Annotated in this window: 10 protein-coding genes; 6 read left to right on the plus strand and 4 right to left on the minus strand. The window is 73.7% G+C overall.

Annotation, left to right across the window (positions count from 1 at the left end; all coding sequences use genetic code 11):
* Positions 1–71: 71 nt before the first annotated feature.
* The gene (locus tag ACETWP_RS11785) at positions 72–1,496 is read right to left on the minus strand and encodes a dicarboxylate/amino acid:cation symporter (RefSeq protein WP_373972445.1); all 1,425 of its coding nucleotides are present in this window, start codon (positions 1,494–1,496) and stop codon (positions 72–74) included.
* A 193-nt stretch (positions 1,497–1,689) separates the two neighbouring features.
* On the opposite strand from ACETWP_RS11785, the gene ACETWP_RS11790 reads away from it, so the two are divergent.
* Positions 1,690–4,359 carry a LuxR C-terminal-related transcriptional regulator gene (locus tag ACETWP_RS11790; protein ID WP_373972446.1) on the plus strand — a complete coding sequence of 890 codons (2,670 nt, stop codon included), beginning with the start codon at positions 1,690–1,692 and terminating at the stop codon, positions 4,357–4,359.
* Positions 4,360–4,585: 226 nt separating this feature from the next.
* On the opposite strand, the gene ACETWP_RS11795 is transcribed toward ACETWP_RS11790, so the two are convergent.
* The 3 genes from ACETWP_RS11795 to ACETWP_RS11805 form a co-directional block, all read right to left on the minus strand.
* Entirely contained in the window at positions 4,586–6,277 is a 1,692-nt protein-coding gene (locus ACETWP_RS11795; RefSeq protein ID WP_373972447.1) for a DUF885 domain-containing protein, read from the minus strand.
* 237 nt (positions 6,278–6,514) lie between these two features.
* Complete coding sequence (locus ACETWP_RS11800; RefSeq protein ID WP_373972448.1) at positions 6,515–6,751, minus strand: acyl-CoA carboxylase epsilon subunit; 237 nt, start codon at positions 6,749–6,751, stop codon at positions 6,515–6,517.
* A gap of 53 nt (positions 6,752–6,804) precedes the next feature.
* Positions 6,805–8,418 (minus strand): acyl-CoA carboxylase subunit beta, encoded by a 1,614-nt coding sequence (locus ACETWP_RS11805; protein WP_373972496.1) that lies wholly within the window; start codon positions 8,416–8,418, stop codon positions 6,805–6,807.
* 199 nt (positions 8,419–8,617) lie between these two features.
* On the opposite strand from ACETWP_RS11805, the gene ACETWP_RS11810 reads away from it, so the two are divergent.
* From ACETWP_RS11810 to ACETWP_RS11830, 5 genes are all read left to right on the plus strand, one after another.
* Positions 8,618–9,484 carry an SDR family oxidoreductase gene (locus tag ACETWP_RS11810; RefSeq protein ID WP_373972449.1) on the plus strand — a complete coding sequence of 289 codons (867 nt, stop codon included), beginning with the start codon at positions 8,618–8,620 and terminating at the stop codon, positions 9,482–9,484.
* A gap of 9 nt (positions 9,485–9,493) precedes the next feature.
* Positions 9,494–10,411 (plus strand): biotin--[acetyl-CoA-carboxylase] ligase, encoded by a 918-nt coding sequence (locus ACETWP_RS11815; RefSeq protein ID WP_373972450.1) that lies wholly within the window; start codon positions 9,494–9,496, stop codon positions 10,409–10,411.
* Between the two features lie 63 nt (positions 10,412–10,474).
* A complete protein-coding gene (locus ACETWP_RS11820) occupies positions 10,475–11,035 on the plus strand; it encodes a PH domain-containing protein (RefSeq protein ID WP_373972451.1) in 561 nt (186 codons plus the stop codon).
* Positions 11,028–12,221, plus strand: coding sequence for an adenylate/guanylate cyclase domain-containing protein (locus ACETWP_RS11825; RefSeq protein ID WP_373972452.1), 1,194 nt, complete (start codon positions 11,028–11,030; stop codon positions 12,219–12,221). Before ACETWP_RS11820 ends, ACETWP_RS11825 begins: the two co-directional genes overlap by 8 nt.
* Positions 12,222–12,377: 156 nt before the next feature.
* Complete coding sequence (locus ACETWP_RS11830) at positions 12,378–18,488, plus strand: Ig-like domain-containing protein (protein WP_373972453.1); 6,111 nt, start codon at positions 12,378–12,380, stop codon at positions 18,486–18,488.
* The last annotated feature ends 57 nt before the right edge of the window (positions 18,489–18,545 follow it).

The following is an 18,545-nucleotide window of genomic DNA, read 5'->3' on the forward strand; positions in this document are numbered from 1 at the left end:
AACCATGCGACGGCGGGGCGCGCCCGGGATCCGGGCGCGCCCCGCCGTCGTGTCGCTGGCGCGGTTGTGCCTCAGGCTCCGCCGGAGGCCCGGACGCCGGCTGGGCGCTCCTCGCGCTCCAGGCGATCCGCGCGGTCGGCGTTCGCCGCGGCGAACTCATCGGCGAAGGGGTTGCCGTTGCGCGGCGCGTTGTAGAGGGACTCGTCGAGGATGCCTTCGCGCTTGGCGACGATCGTCGGGACGAGCGCCTGCCCCGCGACGTTCACGGCGGTCCGGCCCATGTCCAGGATCGGATCCACCGCCAGCAGGAGGCCCACCCCGGCCAGCGGCAGCCCGAGCGTGGACAGCGTCAGTGTCAGCATCACGACGGCGCCCGTGGTCCCGGCCGTCGCGGCGGATCCCAGCACGGAGACCAGGGCGATGAGCACGAAGTGGCTCACGTCGAGGTCGATCCCGAAGAACTGTGCGACGAAGATCGCGGAGATGGCCGGGTAGATCGCGGCGCAGCCGTCCATCTTGGTGGTGGCGCCCAGCGGCACGGCGAACGACGCGTAGCCGGCGGGCACGCCGAGGTTGCGCTCGGTCACGCGCTCGGTGAGGGGCAGCGTGCCGATGGACGAGCGGGAGACGAAGGCGAGCTGCACGGCCGGCCAGACCCCGGAGAAGTACTGCCGGATGCTCAGGCCGTGGACGCGCACCAGTGCCGGGTAGAGGGCGAAGAGCACCAGCGCGAGCCCCGCGTAGACGGCCAGGGTGAACTTGCCCAGCGCGCCGATGGTGTCCCAGCCGTACGTGGCCGTGGCGTTGCCGATGAGCCCGACGGTGCCCAGGGGCGCGATCCGGATGATCCACCACAGCAGCTTCTGGATGACGGCCAGGATCGAGGCGCTGACGTCGAGGAACGGGCGTGCCGCGGGGCCCACCTTCAGGGCGGCCACGCCGACGGCGATGGCGATGACGAGGATCTGCAGCACGTTGAAGTTGACCGACGTCGTCACGTCCCCCGTCTCGGCGACCTTGGACGTGGCCTCGAGCCCGAGGAAGTTCGCCGGGACCAGCCCGGTGAGGAACGCCCACCAGTCGCCGGTCTTGCCCGCGTAGTCCTCCGGGACGCCCTGGCCCGTGTTGGCCCCGGGCCGGACGAGCACACCGAGGCCCATGCCGATGAGCACCGAGACGAACGCGGTGATCGCGAACCACAGGATCGTCTGCCAGGCCAGCCGGGCCGCGTTCGCGACCTGCGCGAGGTTGGCGATGGAGGCGACGACCGCGAAGAAGATCAGGGGGACGACGGCGGCGCGCAGCAGGCTGACGTAGCTGCCGCCGATGACGTCGAGCGTGGCGCCGAGGCCGTTCGGCGTCTCCTCGGTGTGGCCGGTGTACTTGGCCACGAGCCCGAGCGCGACGCCGAGGATCAGCGCCGCGATGATCTGTGGGCCGAACGAGGTTGCCCACTTCGGGAAGCGGCGGGTCTGGGGGTTGGGTGCGGTAGTCACTCCGAAAACCTAGAGGTCTTTCGCCTAGCAAAGTGATCCCGCATTGCGAAATGTTACGGGTAGGATGACCGGAGACTGGCCCGCGTCCGCCCGGGTTCCGCACGGAACCGGGGGAGTGCGGGCACACGCCGCGCGGGGCCTGTGGGGAAGGTCTCCGGGGCGGGGCACGATCGATCACGTCCAGGGAGGCGCGGTGGGGCAAGCTGTGGGGAGCCCGGAGTCCCCCCGCGCCGCCGCGCCGTCCGCGGGCGCCGACCGCGGCCGGGACCCGGCGCCGGACGCGCCCCCCGCGCACGCCCGCCTCCCGCGGCAGCCGCGCTTCGCCGTCGCCCGCCCGCGCCTCTTCGAGGAGCTCGCGCGCTCCGCCGCGCTCCCGGTGACGATCGTCCGCGGGTCCGGCGGACTCGGCAAGACGGGACTTGTCGTGAACTGGCTCGAGCACGGCGCCGGAAGCGGCGCCCCGCCGATGCCGGCCGTGTGGCTCGACGGTTCGACGCTGGCGGCCGCGGGGCCGATCGGGCGCGACGCGTTCTGGGCCGCCGTGCTCGCGGGCCTCCCCGGGCGCGCGGGGGCGTCCCCGGCCACGGGGCCGCCGCGCGGCGCGGGTCTCGTGGCCGCGCTGCGGGCCGCCACGGCTGGCCGGCCGGTGCTGCTCGTCGTCGACGGCTGGAACCACGCGGAATCCGGGGAGCTCGAGTCGGAACTGCTGGCCGCCGCCGCCGCGGTGCCGGAGCTGCACTGGCTGCTGACCACGCGGACGGTCGGTGCGCTGGAGCGTCGCCGGTCGCTGCTGGATCTCGAGGTCGCCGTCATCGGGCCCGAGGCGCTGCGGCTCACGGGACCGGAGGTCGCGGCGATGCTCCGGGACACGGGGCTGGAGGGCGAGGCCGAGGAGGTGCTGCGCGCTGCGGGGGGATCGGTGCGGTTCGTCCGCGCCGTCCGCCTGCGCGCGCTCGAGCTGCGGGCGGTCGGCCCGGTGGGCCTGGCCGACGTGTTGCGCGCGGTGGCGCTGGACGTCAGGTCGATGCTCGAGTCCGGGGCGGTCGCCCACGACCTGGCGGGGTTCCTGGCCCGCACCGCGCTGCCGGAGGCCTTCCCGGAGGAGCTCGCCGTGCGGCTCACGGCCGACCGCGAGTCCGGCCCCAAGATGCGGGAGGCGCACGCGCGGGGCTTCGGCGACTTCGCCGGGGCGCGGGACAGCGAGTTCGCCTACGTGCCGCTGGTGCGCTCGGCCCTGCTGGCCGAGCTCGAGGAGCGCTACGAGGCCGAGCTGCCCGGTCTGCGCAGGGAATGCGCCGTGTACCTCTCGGAGCGCGGCGAGCCGGTGGAGGCGCTGCGCCACGCCGTCGCGTCGGGCCGCCTGCGGCTGGTCGCGGGGGTCGTGGTGCGCCACGCGCCGGCGCTGCTCGACGACCCGGCGCGCCAGGACACGATCGCCCTGCTGGGGGACCTGCCGACCGCGCGGCTCGCCGAGTACCCCCTGGTGGCCGCCGTGCTGGCGCTGGCCTACAACGCCAGCGGACTGCACCGCGCCCGGGGCCAGGAGCTCCTGGCCCTGGCCGTCTCGGGCGCCCGCCTCCGGGCGCGCTCCGCGGACGCGTCCGAGAGGATGGTGCTCGCCGTGGTCGAGGTGGTCGCCCTGCGGGTCGGCGGGCGGCTGGCGCCGGCCGAGGCCGCCGCGCGGCGGGCCCTGGCCCGCCACGCCCAGATGCCGGTCGCCGGGCGCGACCGCATCGCCGCCTTCGAGGACACCCTGCTCCTCCAGCTCGCCCTGACGCTCGCCATGGCGGGCCGCGCCGACGACGCGGCCGGGACCGCCGCGCTCGCCGTGACGATGGCGTCGCGTTCCGGGGACGCCGCGCGGAAGGGCTACGCCCTCGGCGTCGCGGCGTACCTGGACGCCGCCGAGGGGGACGTCCGGCGCGCCGCCGCGAAGGTCGAGCGCTCGTTGTCGAAGGGGTGGCTCGCGCCGGGCACGAACACCTACGTGGCGGCGCCCCTGCTCCTGGCCCGGTCCGTGGTGGCGTTCGAGGCGCTCGACGTGGAGGCCGGACGGTCCGCGCTCGAGCCCCTGCGCGGCGACTTCGAGACCAGCGAGTTCTGGCCGCAGATCCTGGGCATGACCGCGATGTTCGACCTGTTGGCCGGGGAGCCGGCGCGGTCGCTCGGGGCCCTGCGGGCCGTCGCCTCGCGGGGTCGGGAGCTTCCCCCCACCAGCCCCTCCCTGAAGCTGGGCCTCGACGCGGCGGCGGTCTGGCTGCACCTGGGGCTGGGCGACGGCACCGCTGCGCTCTCGGTGCTGAGGCGGCACCGCGGCGGGGGACGGTGGACCGAGATGCTCGAGGCGCGCGTGCACCTGGCCCGGCGCGAGCCCGGCAGCGTGCTGCGCCTGACGGTCCACACCGAGGGACCGGCGTCGCCGCGCCACCGTCTGGACGCGGCCGTCCTCGCGCTGGCCGCGCGGCTCCAGCTCGGCGACGACGCCGACGCGGCCCGCCGGCTGGAGGAGATCACGGGCATCGCCGACGTCTTCGGCCTGACCTCGCCCATCACGCTGCTTCCCGCGCCGGACCTGCGCCGCGTGCTGGCAGCGGCCGCGGCGCACGGCGTGGAGCTCCCCGTCCCTGCGGGCTACCGCCCGGTGATCTCCGGGGATCTGCCCAGCGTGCTCCTGACCGCGCGCGAGACCGCCGTCCTGAGGGAACTCGAGGCCAGCGGCAACGTCGCCGCGATCGCCGAGAACCTGTTCGTCTCGGTGAACACGGTCAAGTCGCAGCTGCGGAGCGTGTACCGCAAGCTCGGGGCGCGGAGCCGGGACGAGGCCGTCGCGGCGGCGCGCCGGCAGGGGCTCCTGCGGGGCTGAGACCGCCGGTTCATGTGGAGAGCCGCGGTGCCCGGTGGCGGACGTCCGCGGCTCTCCTCCCCCCAAACGCCGCCGGCGGCGATGCCTCCCGCGGCGGCCACCCCCAAGGTGGACGGTCCGCGGCCCTGCCGGCGTTCCGTCCATCCTCGCCCCTCAACGGGCGTTTGACAGGAGGCGCGGTCAAAATCACCCCGGGGATTCACCCCGCCCCGGGGTGCCGGGACGCTCAGCCGGCGGGCAGCAGGGCCCGGCGCAGCGTGTCCAGCCCGACGGAGCCGAGGTTCAGCGCCTCGGAGTGGAAGGCCTTGAGGTCGAACGAGGCGCCGTCGAGCTCGCGGCGCGCGTCGCGGATCTGCTCCCAGAGGCGCTGGCCGACCTTGTAGGACGGAGCCTGGCCGGGCCACCCGAGGTAGCGCGTGAACTCGAACTTCAGCTGGCCCTCGGAGATGTCCAGGTGCCGGGACAGGAAGTCGTAGCCCTTCTCCGCGGTCCACGGTCCCCGGCCCCAGCGCTCGGGCATGTCGAGCTCCAGGTGGACGCCGATGTCGAAGACGACGCGGGCCGCGCGCATGCGCTGCATGTCCAGCATGCCCATGTGGTCGCCGGGATCGGCGAGGTATCCGAGCTCCAGCATCAGCCGCTCCGCGTACAGCGCCCAGCCCTCGCCGTGCCCGGAGACCCAGCACGCGTTGCGGCGCCAGTTGTTCAGCGTGTCGCGGCGGTAGGTCGCCGTGGCGACCTGCAGGTGGTGCCCGGGGACACCCTCGTGGTAGACCGTGGTGGTCTCGGCCCACGTCGTGAAACGGTCCTCGCCCGCCGGCACGGACCACCACATGCGGCCCGGGCGGGCGAAGTCGTCGGAGGGACCCGTGTAGTAGATGCCGCCCTCCTGGGTGGGGGCGATCATGCACTCGAGCCTCTCCATGGGCGCGGGGATGTCGAAGTGCACGTCCTTGAGCTCCCGGATGGCCTGGTCCGACTTGCCCTGCATCCACGCCTTGAGGGCGTCGGTGCCCCGCAGCTGGCGCGCCGGGTCCGCGTTGAGGATTTCCTTGGCCTCCTCGATGGTGGCGCCCGGCCGGACCTGCGCGGCCACCGCCTCCTGCTCCGCGATCAGCCGGTCGAGCTCCTCGACGCCCCACCGGTAGGTCTCCTCGAGGTCCACCTCGGCGCCGAGGAACCTCCGCGACATCAGCTCGTAGTACTCGCGCCCCACCGCGTCCTTCAGCGGGGCCGCCGGCAGCAGCTCGTTCTCGAGGTATGCCGCGAAGTCGAGGTACGCTCCGGCGGCGAGGCGGGCGTTCGCGGCCAGCTCGGCCGCCAGGCCGGAGGGGAGCCCGTCCCCGCCGGCGCGCGCCCCGGAGGCCAGCGCGTCGAAGTAGCCGCCGTCCTTGGCGTAGTCGCGCGCCTGCCCGATCACGATCTCCACCTGGCGGCGGGCGGCGACCTTGCCCAGCGACGCGGACTCGCGGAGGGACTCGACGTAGCCGGCCAGGGCTCCGGGCACGTTGGCCAGGCGGCCGGAGATGTGCGACCACTGCTCGGCGGTGTCCGTCGGCATGAGGTCGAAGACCGCGCGGATGCCCTGGGCGTTGGACGCGATGTTGTTCAGCTCGGTGACGCCGCTCTCGATGATCTCCAGGTCCAGGCCCAGCCGCTCGCGCATGGCGTCGAGCGTGGTCGCGTCCACGGCGTCCTCCGGGACCAGCCCGTCCAGACCGCGCAGCGCCTCGCGGATGGCCGCGGCGTGGGCCCGGTTGCCCGCGGGGGAGTAGTCGCCGTACTCCGTCTCGTGCCCGGCGATGCCCAGGCTGGTCGCGAAGTCGGGGGCGAGCTCGATCAGGCGCGCGAAGTAGGCGTCGGCGACGGCGTCGATGGCGGTGGGGACGCGGACGGTCCCGAGTGTGGCGTTGGTCATGGCGCCAGCCTAGCGCGTTGTGAAGCCCTCGTTGAAGACTCCCGGCGGGTTTTCGGCGTCACGGAACCGTTGCGGATCCGTGCTGTTCGCGCGGGGCCGGCGTCCCTACAGTGGCCTCAGCGGGCGCAGCCCGTCCGGCACGGCGCATCAGCCGCGGGCCGGGCGATGCGGGCCCGCACCACGTGGCCGGCGGCCGTGCCGCCGGCGGATGGGGGGCCGTCTCCCGGGGCGCGGTCCCTAGGAGCGCCCGCTGCGCCAGGCCCCCGGGAGCCCCGCGAGCTGCCGTCCGCGGCGCGCGTTCCGGCGGAGGACCTCGCGCCGCGGTGGCTCGGCCGGCGCCGCCTCGGCGCCGTTGCCGAGGGCCAGCAGGACCGCGGTGAGCGCGGCGAGCTCCTCGGCGGTCGGATTGCCGCGCTGCACGCTGAACAGCGGGCCCTCCGGCGGGCCCGGGACCCCGGTCGTCTGCGTGTCCACGCTTCCCCTTTCCTCGTTTTTCGCCGCTCTGGCCGTTCCGTGTGGTCGCCCGCCTACAGCGGGATGTTCCCGTGCTTCTTGGCCGGCAGCGACGCGTGCTTGTCGCGCAGGGCGCGCAGGCCGCGCACGATCTGCAGGCGGGTGTCCGACGGCGCGATGACCGCATCCACGTAGCCGAGTTCGGCGGCCTGGTAGGGGTTGAGCAGCTCCGCCTCGTAGCCCTCGATGATCTCCCGGCGGCGCGCCTCGACGTCGCCCCCGTCGGCCTCGACGGCCGCGAGGTCGCGGCGGTAGAGGATGTTGACGGCGCCCTGGGCCCCCATCACGCCGATCTGGGCCGTGGGCCAGGCCAGGTTGAGGTCGGCGCCGAGCTTCTTCGACCCCATCACGATGTACGCGCCGCCGTAGGCCTTGCGCGTGATGACCGTGATCTTCGGGACCGTCGCCTCGGCGTAGGCGTAGAGCAGCTTGGCGCCGCGGCGGATGATGCCCTGGAACTCCTGGTCCTTGCCCGGCAGGAAGCCCGGGACGTCCACCAGCGTCAGGATGGGCACGCCGAACGCGTCGCAGTTGCGCACGAAGCGCGCCGCCTTCTCCGAGGCCGCGATGTCCAGGGTCCCGGCGAACTGGGTCGGCTGGTTCGCCACGATCCCCACGGTGTGCCCCTCGACGCGGGCGTAGCCGATCAGGACGTTGGGCGCGTAGAGCGACTGCATCTCCAGGAACGCGCCGTCGTCGACGACGTGCGAGATCACGGTCCGCATGTCGTAGGGCTGGTTGGCCGAGTCGGGGATCAGCCCGTCCAGCTCGAGGTCCCGCGCCGTGAGCCCGAGCTCCTCGTCGAAGTCCACGGGCGGCGCCTCCGCCATGTTGTTGGAGGGCAGGTAGTCCAGCAGTTCCTTGACGAAGTCGATGGCGTCCTCCTCGTCGGACGCGAGGTAGGTCGCCGTGCCGGTGGTGGAGTTGTGCTGGCGGGCGCCGCCGAGGGTCTCCATGTCCACCTCCTCGCCGGTGACCGTGCGGATGACGTCGGGCCCGGTGATGAACATGTGGCTCGTCTTGTCCACCATGACGACGTAGTCCGTCAGCGCGGGGGAGTAGGCGGCGCCTCCGGCGCACGGGCCCATGATCAGCGAGATCTGCGGGACGACGCCGGAGGCGTGCACGTTGTTGCGGAAGATGTCGGCGAACATGGCCAGCGACGCCACGCCCTCCTGGATGCGGGCGCCGCCGCCGTCGTTGATGCCCACCACCGGGCAGCCGTTGCGCAGCGCGAACTCCTGCACCTTGACGATCTTCTCGCCGTTGACCTGGCTCAGCGAGCCGCCGTACACGGAAAACTCCTGCGAGTAGACGGCCACGAGCCGGCCGTCGACGGTGCCGTAGCCGGAGACCACGCCGTCGCCCAGCGGCCGCTTCCCGTCCATCCCGAAGGCCGAGGTGCGGTGGACGGCGAGGGCGTCGAACTCGACGAAGGACTCCGGGTCCAGGAGCAGGTCGATCCGCTCGCGCGCCGTGTGCTTGCCGCGGGCGTGCTGGCGCTCGACGGCCTCGGGGCCCGAGGGGAGCATCGACTGGGCCTGCCGGCGGCGGAAGTCGGCGATCTTGCCCGCCGTGGTGGACACGTCGATCGACTCGCCGATGGTGTCGGTGACCGCTTCGCTCATGCCGGTGACTCCCGTCTGGTTGGGGTGGTAGTAGGAATGGCACAAACCGCGCGCCATCCCAGCCAGTCTAGTGAGGTCGCGGCGGGCGCCGACTGGAGGAAACCTACAAAAAGGACCGTCCCCACTGGGCGCCGCGGTGCGGCGAACCCTTTGTTACCCGCCAGTAACTTTTTGCGCCGAAGTGGCGTAGGGTGATCGCATGAGCCCGCAGCCACAGTCCGAGCACGCCGCCGCCCCCCTCGCCGGGCGCACCATCCTCATGAGCGGGGGCAGCCGCGGCATCGGCCTGGCCATCGCGCTCGCCGCCGCCGCCCAGGGGGCGAACGTGGCCCTCATGGCCAAGACCGGCACCGCGCACGCGAGCCTGGAGGGCACGGTGCACACCGCCGCCGAACGCATCCGGGAGGCCGGGGGGCGCGCGCTGCCGATCGTCGGGGACGTCCGGAACGACGACGACGTCGCGGGCGCCGTCGGGGCCGCCGTGGCCGAGTTCGGCGGCATCGACGCGGTCGTGAACAACGCCTCGGCCATCGACCTCTCCACGACCGACGACGTGTCCATGAAGCGCTTCGACCTCATGCAGGACATCAACGTGCGCGGGACCTTCCTGCTCTCCAAGCTCAGTCTCGGCGCCCTGCGGCTCTCGGCGAACCCGCACATCCTCACGCTCTCCCCGCCGCTGAACCTCGACCCGAAGTGGGCCGGGGCGCACCTGGCCTACACCATGGCCAAGTACGGCATGAGCCTGACGACGCTCGGGCTCGCCGAGGAGCTGCGGGCCGACGGCATCGCGGTCAACTCGCTGTGGCCGGCCACGCTCATCGACACGGCCGCCATCCGCAACATGCCCGGCGGCGAGACCCTGGTGCGCGCGGCGCGCAGCCCGCGCATCGTGGCCGACGCCGCCGTGGCGATCCTCGCGCGGCCCTCCGCGGAGTGCACCGGCAACTTCCTGACCGACGAGGAGGTCCTGCGCGCCGAGGGCGTCGAGGACCTGTCCGGCTACGGGCTCGGTGCCGCCGAGGGCGAGCTCCTGCCGGACATCTTCCTGCCGGACCGCGCCTAAGCTGGGGGCATGACCCACAGCGACGCCACCCGCCCGGAGCAGGACCAGTCCCCGCGGGGCGGCCCCGGCGGGGGGCGTCCCGAGCGCGCGCCGCTGGACCGCGGGGCCCTGCGCGCGGCGCTGGTCGCTCCCGCCGGGCCCCTGGCGCGGCTTGATGTCGTCGAGTCCACCGGCTCGACCAACACGGACGCCGCCGCGGCCGCGTCCGCCGACCCGTCCGCGTGGCCGGACCTGAGCGTGCTGGCCACCGACTTCCAGTCCGCGGGCCGCGGCCGCCTCGAGCGCGTCTGGCAGGCGCCGCCCCGCAGCTCGCTGGCCGTCTCGATCCTGTTCCGGCCCGCGGCCGCCGGCGGCGGAGCGCTGCCCGCCGCGGCCTACGGCTGGCTGTCCATGCTGTGCGCCCTGGCGCTGGCCGAATCGCTCGAGGAGACGGCGGGGATCCGGGCGACGCTCAAGTGGCCCAACGACGTCCTGGCCGGGGGGCGCAAGGTGGCCGGCGTGCTGGCCCAGCTGGTGCCCGCCGGCGACGCGCCGGCCGTCGTCGTCGGGTCGGGGGTCAACGTGAGCCTGGGCCGGGACGAGCTGCCCGTGCCCACGGCCACCAGCCTGCTGGTGGAGGGCGCGTCGACGACCGACACCACGCGGCTTCTCGAGGCGTACCTGCGCGCGGCCGCGCGCCTCTACCGGGGCTTCGTTGCGGACGGCGGAGACGCCGAAGCCGGGTTGCGCGACCGCGTGGCGGCGCGCATGTCCACCCTCGGCGCGCCGGTGCGGGCCGAGCTGCCCGGCGGCGCGGTCCTGGAGGGCACCGCCGTCGCGCTCGGCGCGGACGGCGCGCTGGCCATCCGCGCGGCGGACGGCACCGTCACCGAGGTCCGCGCCGGCGACGTCGCCCACCTGCGGCGGGCCGACGGCACCTACGCCTGACCGCCTAGAATTGTCCCCAGTCATCAGGCCCGGCGCATCGCCCGTGCCACGGAGGGAGGAACGATGCGGCTTCGGCTGGCGCCGGGTGAGCGCGTCATCGTCAAGACGCGCGCGCACCGCAGGGTCCTGACCCGTCCCGCGCTCGGGTTCCTCGCCGTCGTCGCGCTGACGGCGTTCGCGCTGGGCTGGCTCAGCCGCGACGGCCTGCCGGCACCCGTCGCGGAGGCGCTGCCCCTGCTGCGCGCCGTGGTCCCCGTGGCGGCCGCCGTCCTGCTGCTCGCCTGGAGCGTCGGACCCCTGCTGCGCTGGTCGAGGACCTGGACCGTCCTCACGAACCGCCGGGTCGTGATCCGCCGGGGCGCCGGCGGCAGCTCGCAGTGGGAGATCCCGCTGGTCCTGGTGCGGGCGATCCATGTGCGGCAGAGCGTGCTGCAGCGCGGAGCCGGCGCCGGGACGCTGCTGCTGGAGACCGCCAACGGGCGGGCCACGCTGCGCGACATGCCGGGCGTCCACCGGCTGCGCGAACTGGTCCTGGACGCCATGGAGGCTTTGCCCAGGCCGACCGTGTTCGATGGTGTAGAACTGGATGTTGAACCACGCGGGGATTGGACGGGACATGGCTGACGGGCGGCAGGAGCGCGGGCACGGCGAAAGGCCGACCGCGGCGACCGACCCGGACCCGACCCCGAAGACCGCCCCGCTTCCCCGGCTGAGCCCGACCGCCGGCCCCGAGACGCGCGCACTGCCGATGGCGCAGGCGCTCGCCCGCGAGGCCGTCAAGGAGTCCGCGAAGGACCTCGAGCGCCGCCTGCTCGGGGCCGAGCGGACCATGCGCCGTCGCGAGGTGGCCGCCGGCGCCGGCATCTCCCTGCTCAGCGCGCGCAAGCTCTGGCGGGCCATGGGCTTCCCCAACCTCGGGGACGACGACGTCGCCTTCACCCAGGTGGACCTGGACGCCCTCGTGACGATCGTGGACAAGGTCCGCAGCGAGGCGCTCACCGAGGAGGCGGCCATCTCCATCACCCGCGCCATCGGCCAGATGACGGACCGCATGGTCGTCTGGCAGGTGGAGGCGCTGGTCGAGGACATGGTCCAGAACCAGGGGCTGAGCGACCCCGAGGCGCGCCGCAAGCTGGTGAAGCTCCTGCCGGAGCTGATCGATCCGCTGGAGAAGATCCTCCTGTACTCCTGGCGCCGCCAGCTCAACTCGGCCGTCCACCGGCTGGGCGTGCGCGCCGAGACCGGTCTGGCCTCCAGCGAGGCCGGCCGCGACGGGAGCGAGGACGACGCGCCGCTGCCGCTGGCCCGGGCCGTCGGCTTCGCGGACCTCGTTTCCTACACCAGCCTCTCGCGGCGCATGAACGAGCGGACGCTGGCCCAACTGGTGCAGCGCTTCGAGAACAAGTGCGCCGAGGTCATCTCGGTCGGCGGCGGCCGCCTGGTCAAGACCATCGGCGACGAGGTGCTCTTCGTCGCCGAGACCCCGCAGGCGGGCGCGCAGATCTCGCTGTCGCTGGCGCGGGAGTTCGCCGCGGACGAGCTGCTTCCCGACACGCGCGTGTCGCTCGTCTGGGGACGGATCCTCTCCCGGCTCGGCGACATCTACGGCCCCACCGTGAACCTCGCGGCCCGGCTCACGTCGCTCGCGGAGCCCGGCACGGTGCTTACGGACTCGCTGACCGCCGCCACGCTCGCCGACGATCCGCGGTTCGTGCTCACCCCGCGGGAGACGACGTCGGTCCGCGGCTTCGGCGACATCAACCCCGTCCTGCTCTCCCCGGGCGAGGGCGCCGGACTGGTCCTGGACTGACCCCCGCGGCGCCGGGGGCGCGCCGGTCCAAATCGCGGGCTGGCATGGGGAGTTCTCCCCACGCGCCACTCCAGTCCGTCGTATAGACTCGTGCCCGGTCGACGCCGGCCACTGGGGAGCGCCCGGCGACAAGCGCAGACGACGTGAGGTCTCAGCATGTCCCGATGGGGAATGAACCCGGGCAAGTCCACGGGCTACAAGGCCGCGGCCTTGTCGGCCGCGACGGCCCTGGCCGTGACGGGGGCCGTGGTCTATCCCGGCTTCGAGACCGCCGACGTGGACCTCAACGACGGCGGCGTGTGGGTCGTCAACCAATCCATCAACAAGGTCGGCCACCTCAACTACCAGTCCAAGGTCCTCGACGGGGGCGTGCTGACCCCGCTGCCGCGCTACGACCTGGCGCAGAACGCGGAGCGCGTGTTCGTGCGCAACCTCGAGCAGGCGTCCCTGACGTCGATCGACCCGGCGATGGTGCAGTTCACCGACGACTTCGCCCTGCCCGCGAACTCCACCTTCTCCTACGGGTCCGAGGTGGTGGCGGTGACCGACGGCGAGCGCGGCATCGTCTACGCGGCCCGGACCGACCGGCTGGGCGAATTCGCCTCGCAGGACCGGGAGCCGCTCCTTGACGCCGAGGGCGGAGCCCTGTCGGCCGTCGGCGCGGACGACACCGTCTGGGCCGTGGACCTCGCCGCGAACCGCTTCCGCAGCTACACGCCGGCGGCCGACGGGGCCTTCGAGCCCGGCGTCGACCGCGAGGTCGCGGGGCTGTCGTCCCTGGCCGAGCCGCAGCTGAGCGTCGTGGGGGACACCGCCGTCGTCTTCGACGCGGCCTCCGGCGACCTCCTGACCTCGGACGGGACGACGTCCGCCGTCGTGGACCCGGAGGGCGGCAAGCTGCAGGCACCGGGCGCGGACAGCGACGCGGTCGTCGTCGCGCTGGCCAACAAGCTCGCGACCGTGCCGCTGCGCGGCGGCGAGGCGGAGTACCGGCCGCTGGGCTCGGCCGGCCAGGCGATCCAGCCGGTGCGGGTCGGCGGCTGCACCTACGCGGCGTGGCAGGGCAGCGCGCAGTACGTGCGCGACTGCGACGACGACGCCGCGGACGACGCCGCCACGATCCCCGGGCTCGGCGGGGGCGCCGAACTCGCGTTCCGCGTGAACCGCGACGTCGTGGTCCTCAACGACGTCGCCACCGGGCTGGTGTGGCTCGTCAACGACGGCATGCAGGTGGTCGACAACTGGAGCGACCTGGAGCCGCCCCAGGGCAAGGGCGAGGCGAAGAAGGAGGACTCCAAGGAGATCACCGACGCCATCGAGCTGCCGAACCGCACCGAGGAGAACAAGCGGCCGATCGCCAAGCCCGACGACTTCGGTGTCCGCGCGGGCCGGACCACGGCCCTGCCGGTCCTCTTCAACGACGTCGACCCCGACGGCGACCTGCTCGTCGCGTCGCTGGAGGGCCGGCAACCCTCCGTCGGCACGCTCCAGCGCATCTACGACGGCACCGGTTTCCAGCTCGTGGTCCCCGAGGACGCGTCGGGCCGCACGGCCTTCACGTACCGCGCCTCGGACGGCAGGGGCGGCGAGGCCACGGGCAAGGCCACCGTGCGCGTGGTCCCGCCGGCGGAGAACAGCGCGCCGGTGCAGGAGCGCGTCACCACGCTGCGCGTGCAGCAGGGCGGGTCCGTGACGCAGAACATCCTCACCGACTGGAGCGATCCCGAGGGCGACGACCTGCAGCTGCTCGGCGGCGCCAGCAAGGACAACGACGCCATCCGGGTCCGGCCCGACGGCGCGCTGACCTTCCAGGACAACGGCAAGGCCGTGGGCCGCAAGGACATCACCGTGCAGGTCTCCGACGGGCGCGAGGGCGCCCAGGGGCGCATCGTCGTCGAGGTGCTGGCCAAGTCGACCATCCCGCCGATTCCCGCGACCGACCACGTCGTGGCGAACGTGGGCGAGGAGGTCACGTTCTCGCCCCTGCAGAACGACGCGGACCCGTCCGGCGCCGGGCTGCGCCTGGCCAACGTCGACCGGGTCGACGGCCTGGACCTCGCCTCCAACGCCGACACGGGCACCGTCACCCTGCGCGGACAGCGGACCGGCACCTTCTACGCCAAATACGTCGCCACCAACGGACCCTCCAGCGCCGCGGGCCTGATCCGGATCGACGTGAAGGATCCCGCGCGCAACACCGGCAATCCCGTGGCCGTCCGCGACGTCGCGCTGCTGCCCGCCGGGGGCGACGTGCTCGTGAACGTCCTCGGCAACGACTCCGATCCGGCCGGTGGCGTGCTGGTCCTCACCGGCGCCCAGGTGCCGCGCGCGGCGCCGTTCACGGTGTCGGTCGAGCGGAACAGCTTCGTCCGCGTCGCGGACGTCCGCGGCCTGACCGAGCCCACGAAGGTCACCTACACGGTCTCCAACGGCAGCGGCGTCTCCACCGGTGAGATCACCGTCATCCCCGTGCCCTCCCCGCCGCGGCTGGATCCGCCGCGCCCCCATCCGGACACGGTCCTGGTCCGCGCCGGGGACGTGGCCACCGTCGACGTGCTGGACAACGACGTCCACCCCAACGGCGCCGAGCTGACCCTGCGTCCGGACCTGCGCGAGACGGACGGGATCGGCGAGGGCAGCCTGGTCAGCGTCGCCGACGACACCGTGCGCTTCCGCGCCGGCGCGTTCGACGGCAAGCCGCGCCGGGTCTCGGTCGTCTACACGGTCGCCGGCCCGGACGGGCAGGAGGCCAACGCGCGCGTCAGCTTCCAGGTGCAGCCGCAGGACCTGGAGAACAACGCGCCGCCGAACCCGGAGCAGGTGGAGGGCCGCGTGTTCGCCGGCGGCGGCACGTCCATCGACATCCCGCTCGACGGCATCGATCCCGACGGCGACTCGGTCACCCTCGTCCAGCTGGGCACGGCCCCGACGCTCGGCACCGCGAAGGTCCGCGGCTCCGCGATCGAGTACACGGCCGGCCGGGAAGCCAGCGGGACGGACGTCTTCACCTACGTCGTGGAGGACCGGCTCGGCGCACGGTCCACCGGCACGGTCATGGTCGGCATCGCGCCGCTGTCCACCGCCAACAACCCGCCGGTGGCCGCCAACGACTCGATCACGGTCCGCCCCGGGCGTCCCGTCTCCGTGGACGTGCTCTCCAACGACACCGACCCGGACGGGGACAGGATCGCCCTGGTCGACGACCTGTCGGCCGCCGAGGGCGTCGACGCCCGGGTGGCGGACGGCCGGATCGTCGTCACGTCGCCGCCGGAGAAGGGTTCCCTGTCCGTGCGCTACAACGCCACCGACGGGCGCGGGGGCACGGCGTCGGCCACGCTCACCGTCCAGGCCGACCCGGACGCGAAGCTGCTCGCGCCGATCGCCCGCGACGACCGCGCGTCGCTGCAGGAGACGGTGGGCCGGGACGAGGTGTCCCTCGCCGTGCTGGACAACGACGAGGATCCCGACGGCCGCACCGACGAACTCGAGATCGCCCTGCCGGACGAGCCGGACACGGCGACCGTGCGGGACGGGGTGCTGAGCGTCCGGGTCCAGGCCCGGGCGCAGGTGATCGCCTACACCGTCACCGACGTCGACGGGCTGTCCTCGACGGCGTTCGCGCACGTCCCCGGCTCCGGCGAGGCGCGTCCCGTGCTCCGGAGCGACACCCCGCTGGAGATCATGGCGGGCGAGACGCTGCCGCTGCGCCTGGACGAGCTCGTCCAGGTCCGCGACGGACACGCCCCCCGCCTGACGGGCGAGGACACGGTGCGGTCCGTGCCCGCCAACGACGGCCCGCTGGTGAGGTCGGCGGCCGAGCTGTCCTTCCGCGCCGCCCCGGACTACGCCGGTCCGGCCTCGGTCACCGTCGAGGTCACCGACGGCACCGGGCCGGACGACCCGGAGGGTCTCGCGGCCGTCCTGTCGATCCCGATCACGGTCCTGCCGCGCCCGGAGGAGAACCGGCCGCCGACCCTGCAGTCCAACTCGCTCGAGGTCGCCGCGGGCGAGGACCCGGCGCGGCTGGACCTGCGCGGGACCGCGACGGACCCGGACGAGGGCGACGCCGCGAAGCTGGTCTTCAGGCTGGCGGAGACGAACATCCAGGGCGTCGAGGTGGGCCTCGTCGACGGGCACGTCCTGACCGCCTCCGCCCCGGCCACAACGCCGAAGGGCACGCGCGGCGCCGTGACCGTCACCGTGGAGGACGGTTCCAACCCGCCGGTGCCGGCCACCGTCGCGATCTCCGTCCTGGCGTCCAACCGGGAGCTGCCGGTCGCCGTGGACGACACGGTGCCGGACGCGCACCAGGGCCGCACGGAGACCGTCGACGTCCTGGCGAACGACCACAATCCGTACGCCGGGGAGGGCGCGCTGCGGCTCGTCGGCGCCACCGGCACGCAGGGCGAGGGCTCGGCGGAGGTCCGCGGCGACCGGCTGGCGATCACCCCCGCCGAGTCCTTTGTCGGCACGATGACCGTCCAGTACACCATCGGCGACATCACCGAGGACGCGGACCGGGAGGTCGACGGCACCGTCACCCTGAACGTCAAGGGGCGCCCGGAGGCCCCAGGCCTGCCGCGCGTCGAGTCCACCGGCGACCGGACCGTGGTGCTGCAGTGGGACGCCCCCGCGAACAACGGGGCGCCGATCGAGTACTACACGGTCCGCGGCAACGGGTTCGAGCAGCGGTGCGAGTCGACGACCTGCACGCTGACCGGGCTCACGAACGACGCGACGTACACCTTCAGCGTGACGGCGACCAACGCGGTGGAGGAGTCCGAGCCCTCGGCCGAGTCGGCCGAGGCGCGACCCGACGTCGAGCCGGAGCAGCCCGCCCCGCCGACCACCACCTACGGGGACCGGGAGGCCGCCGTCGCGTGGACCGCGCCCGTGAGCCGCGGGTCGCCCGTGACGTCCTACACGCTGGAGATCTCCCCGGCCCCCGCCGGCGGCGTCACCCAGGTCACGGGCATCACCGGCACGGGCTACACCTGGGAGGGCCTGGCCAACGGGGTGTCCTACCAGTTCAGGGTCCAGGCGCTGAACAAGGCGGACAAGCCCTCTCCGTGGAGCACCTACTCCGCCGGGGTCATCCCGGCCGGCAAGCCCTTCCAGCCCTCGGCCCCCACGGCTGTCCGCCAGGATTCCGCGGTCGACGGCGGCGTCGTCACCGTGGACTGGTCCGCGCCCGACGGCAACGGGGCGCCGCTCCAGGGCTACGCGCTCCGGGTCTTCGAGGGGGGCTCGCCCGTCAGGACGCTGGACGTCCCCGGGAACACGAGGAGCCAGACGCTCACCGGGCTGAAGACCACCGGGTCCTACAGCTTCTCCGTCACGGCCCGCAACAAGGTCGGCGCCTCGCCGCAGAGCGCGCGCTCGACCGCGGTCACCCCCTACGGCCGCCCGCTGGCGACCGGCGCCCCGACGGCGACGGCGACCGGCCAGAACAACCGCGTGCGCCTGGACTTCCGGGCGCCCGGCGCGAACGGCTCGCCGATCACCGGCTACCAGTACTCCACCGACGGCGGCGCCTGGCAGCCGATCCCGGGGCCGGGCGCCGTCGTCGCCACCGACGCGAACGGCTCGGCGCACACCTGGCGCGTCCGGGCGCTCAACGCGGCGGGTGCCGGCGACCCGAGCCCGGGCTCCAACAGCACCAGCTCCTACGGCCCGCTGCGCGACGGCGGCGGCCGGTCCGCCAGCCACGGCGACGACTGGATCGACTTCCGGTGGAACGCGAACCAGGGCGCCTACGCCAACGGGCGGCCGGTGACCCTCTCCGTCCGGGTCGACGGCGGCTACGGATCGACCCCCAACGACGGCGACCAGCGCGTCGGCGGCCTGGGGTACGACACCAGCCGTACGCTGACGGTGACGGCCACGGACAGCGAGGGGCAAACCGGCTCCTGGCGGATCAGCGAGACGACGAACCCGGCCCCGCCGCCGCCGCCGGACCCCAAGGCCCGGCTGGTCTCCGGTCCGCCGGTGAGCGAGCCCGGGTGCACGGTCAGCTGCTACAAGCTGCGCGTCGAGTTGTCCGACTTCACCGACGGGCACGCCGGCACGTGGCAGGCCGACTGCTTCAACAGCGGGCGGACCAACAAGTTCAACAACTACGCCAACCAGGTGGGCGTCAACGGGTCCACCGCCCAGACGCTTGAGTGCTGGAACGGGTCCGGCTACAGGATGCCCCTCACGGTCAGGCTGACCAAGGGCGGACTGACCGTCTGGACCAACGACGTCCACACCTGGCCCACCAACTAGCGGCGCACCGCCCGACCTCCTTCCCGCACGCATCACTCCGCACGAATCACCCCGCAC

The sequence above is a fragment of the Arthrobacter halodurans genome, from assembly GCF_041877255.1.
Classification (GTDB): Bacteria; Actinomycetota; Actinomycetes; order Actinomycetales; family Micrococcaceae; genus Arthrobacter_N; species Arthrobacter_N halodurans.

Excerpts from the sequence above, each read along its gene's own strand:
- ACETWP_RS11830 (WP_373972453.1), top strand. The coding sequence starts at position 12,378 with ATGTCCCGATGGGGAATGAACCCGGGCAAGTCCACGGGCTACAAGGCC.
- ACETWP_RS11810 (WP_373972449.1), top strand. The coding sequence starts at position 8,618 with ATGAGCCCGCAGCCACAGTCCGAGCACGCCGCCGCCCCCCTCGCCGGG.
- ACETWP_RS11825 (WP_373972452.1), top strand. The coding sequence starts at position 11,028 with ATGGCTGACGGGCGGCAGGAGCGCGGGCACGGCGAAAGGCCGACCGCG.
- ACETWP_RS11805 (WP_373972496.1), bottom strand. The coding sequence starts at position 8,418 with ATGAGCGAAGCGGTCACCGACACCATCGGCGAGTCGATCGACGTGTCC.
- ACETWP_RS11820 (WP_373972451.1), top strand. The coding sequence starts at position 10,475 with ATGCGGCTTCGGCTGGCGCCGGGTGAGCGCGTCATCGTCAAGACGCGC.
- ACETWP_RS11815 (WP_373972450.1), top strand. The coding sequence starts at position 9,494 with ATGACCCACAGCGACGCCACCCGCCCGGAGCAGGACCAGTCCCCGCGG.
- ACETWP_RS11795 (WP_373972447.1), bottom strand. The coding sequence starts at position 6,277 with ATGACCAACGCCACACTCGGGACCGTCCGCGTCCCCACCGCCATCGAC.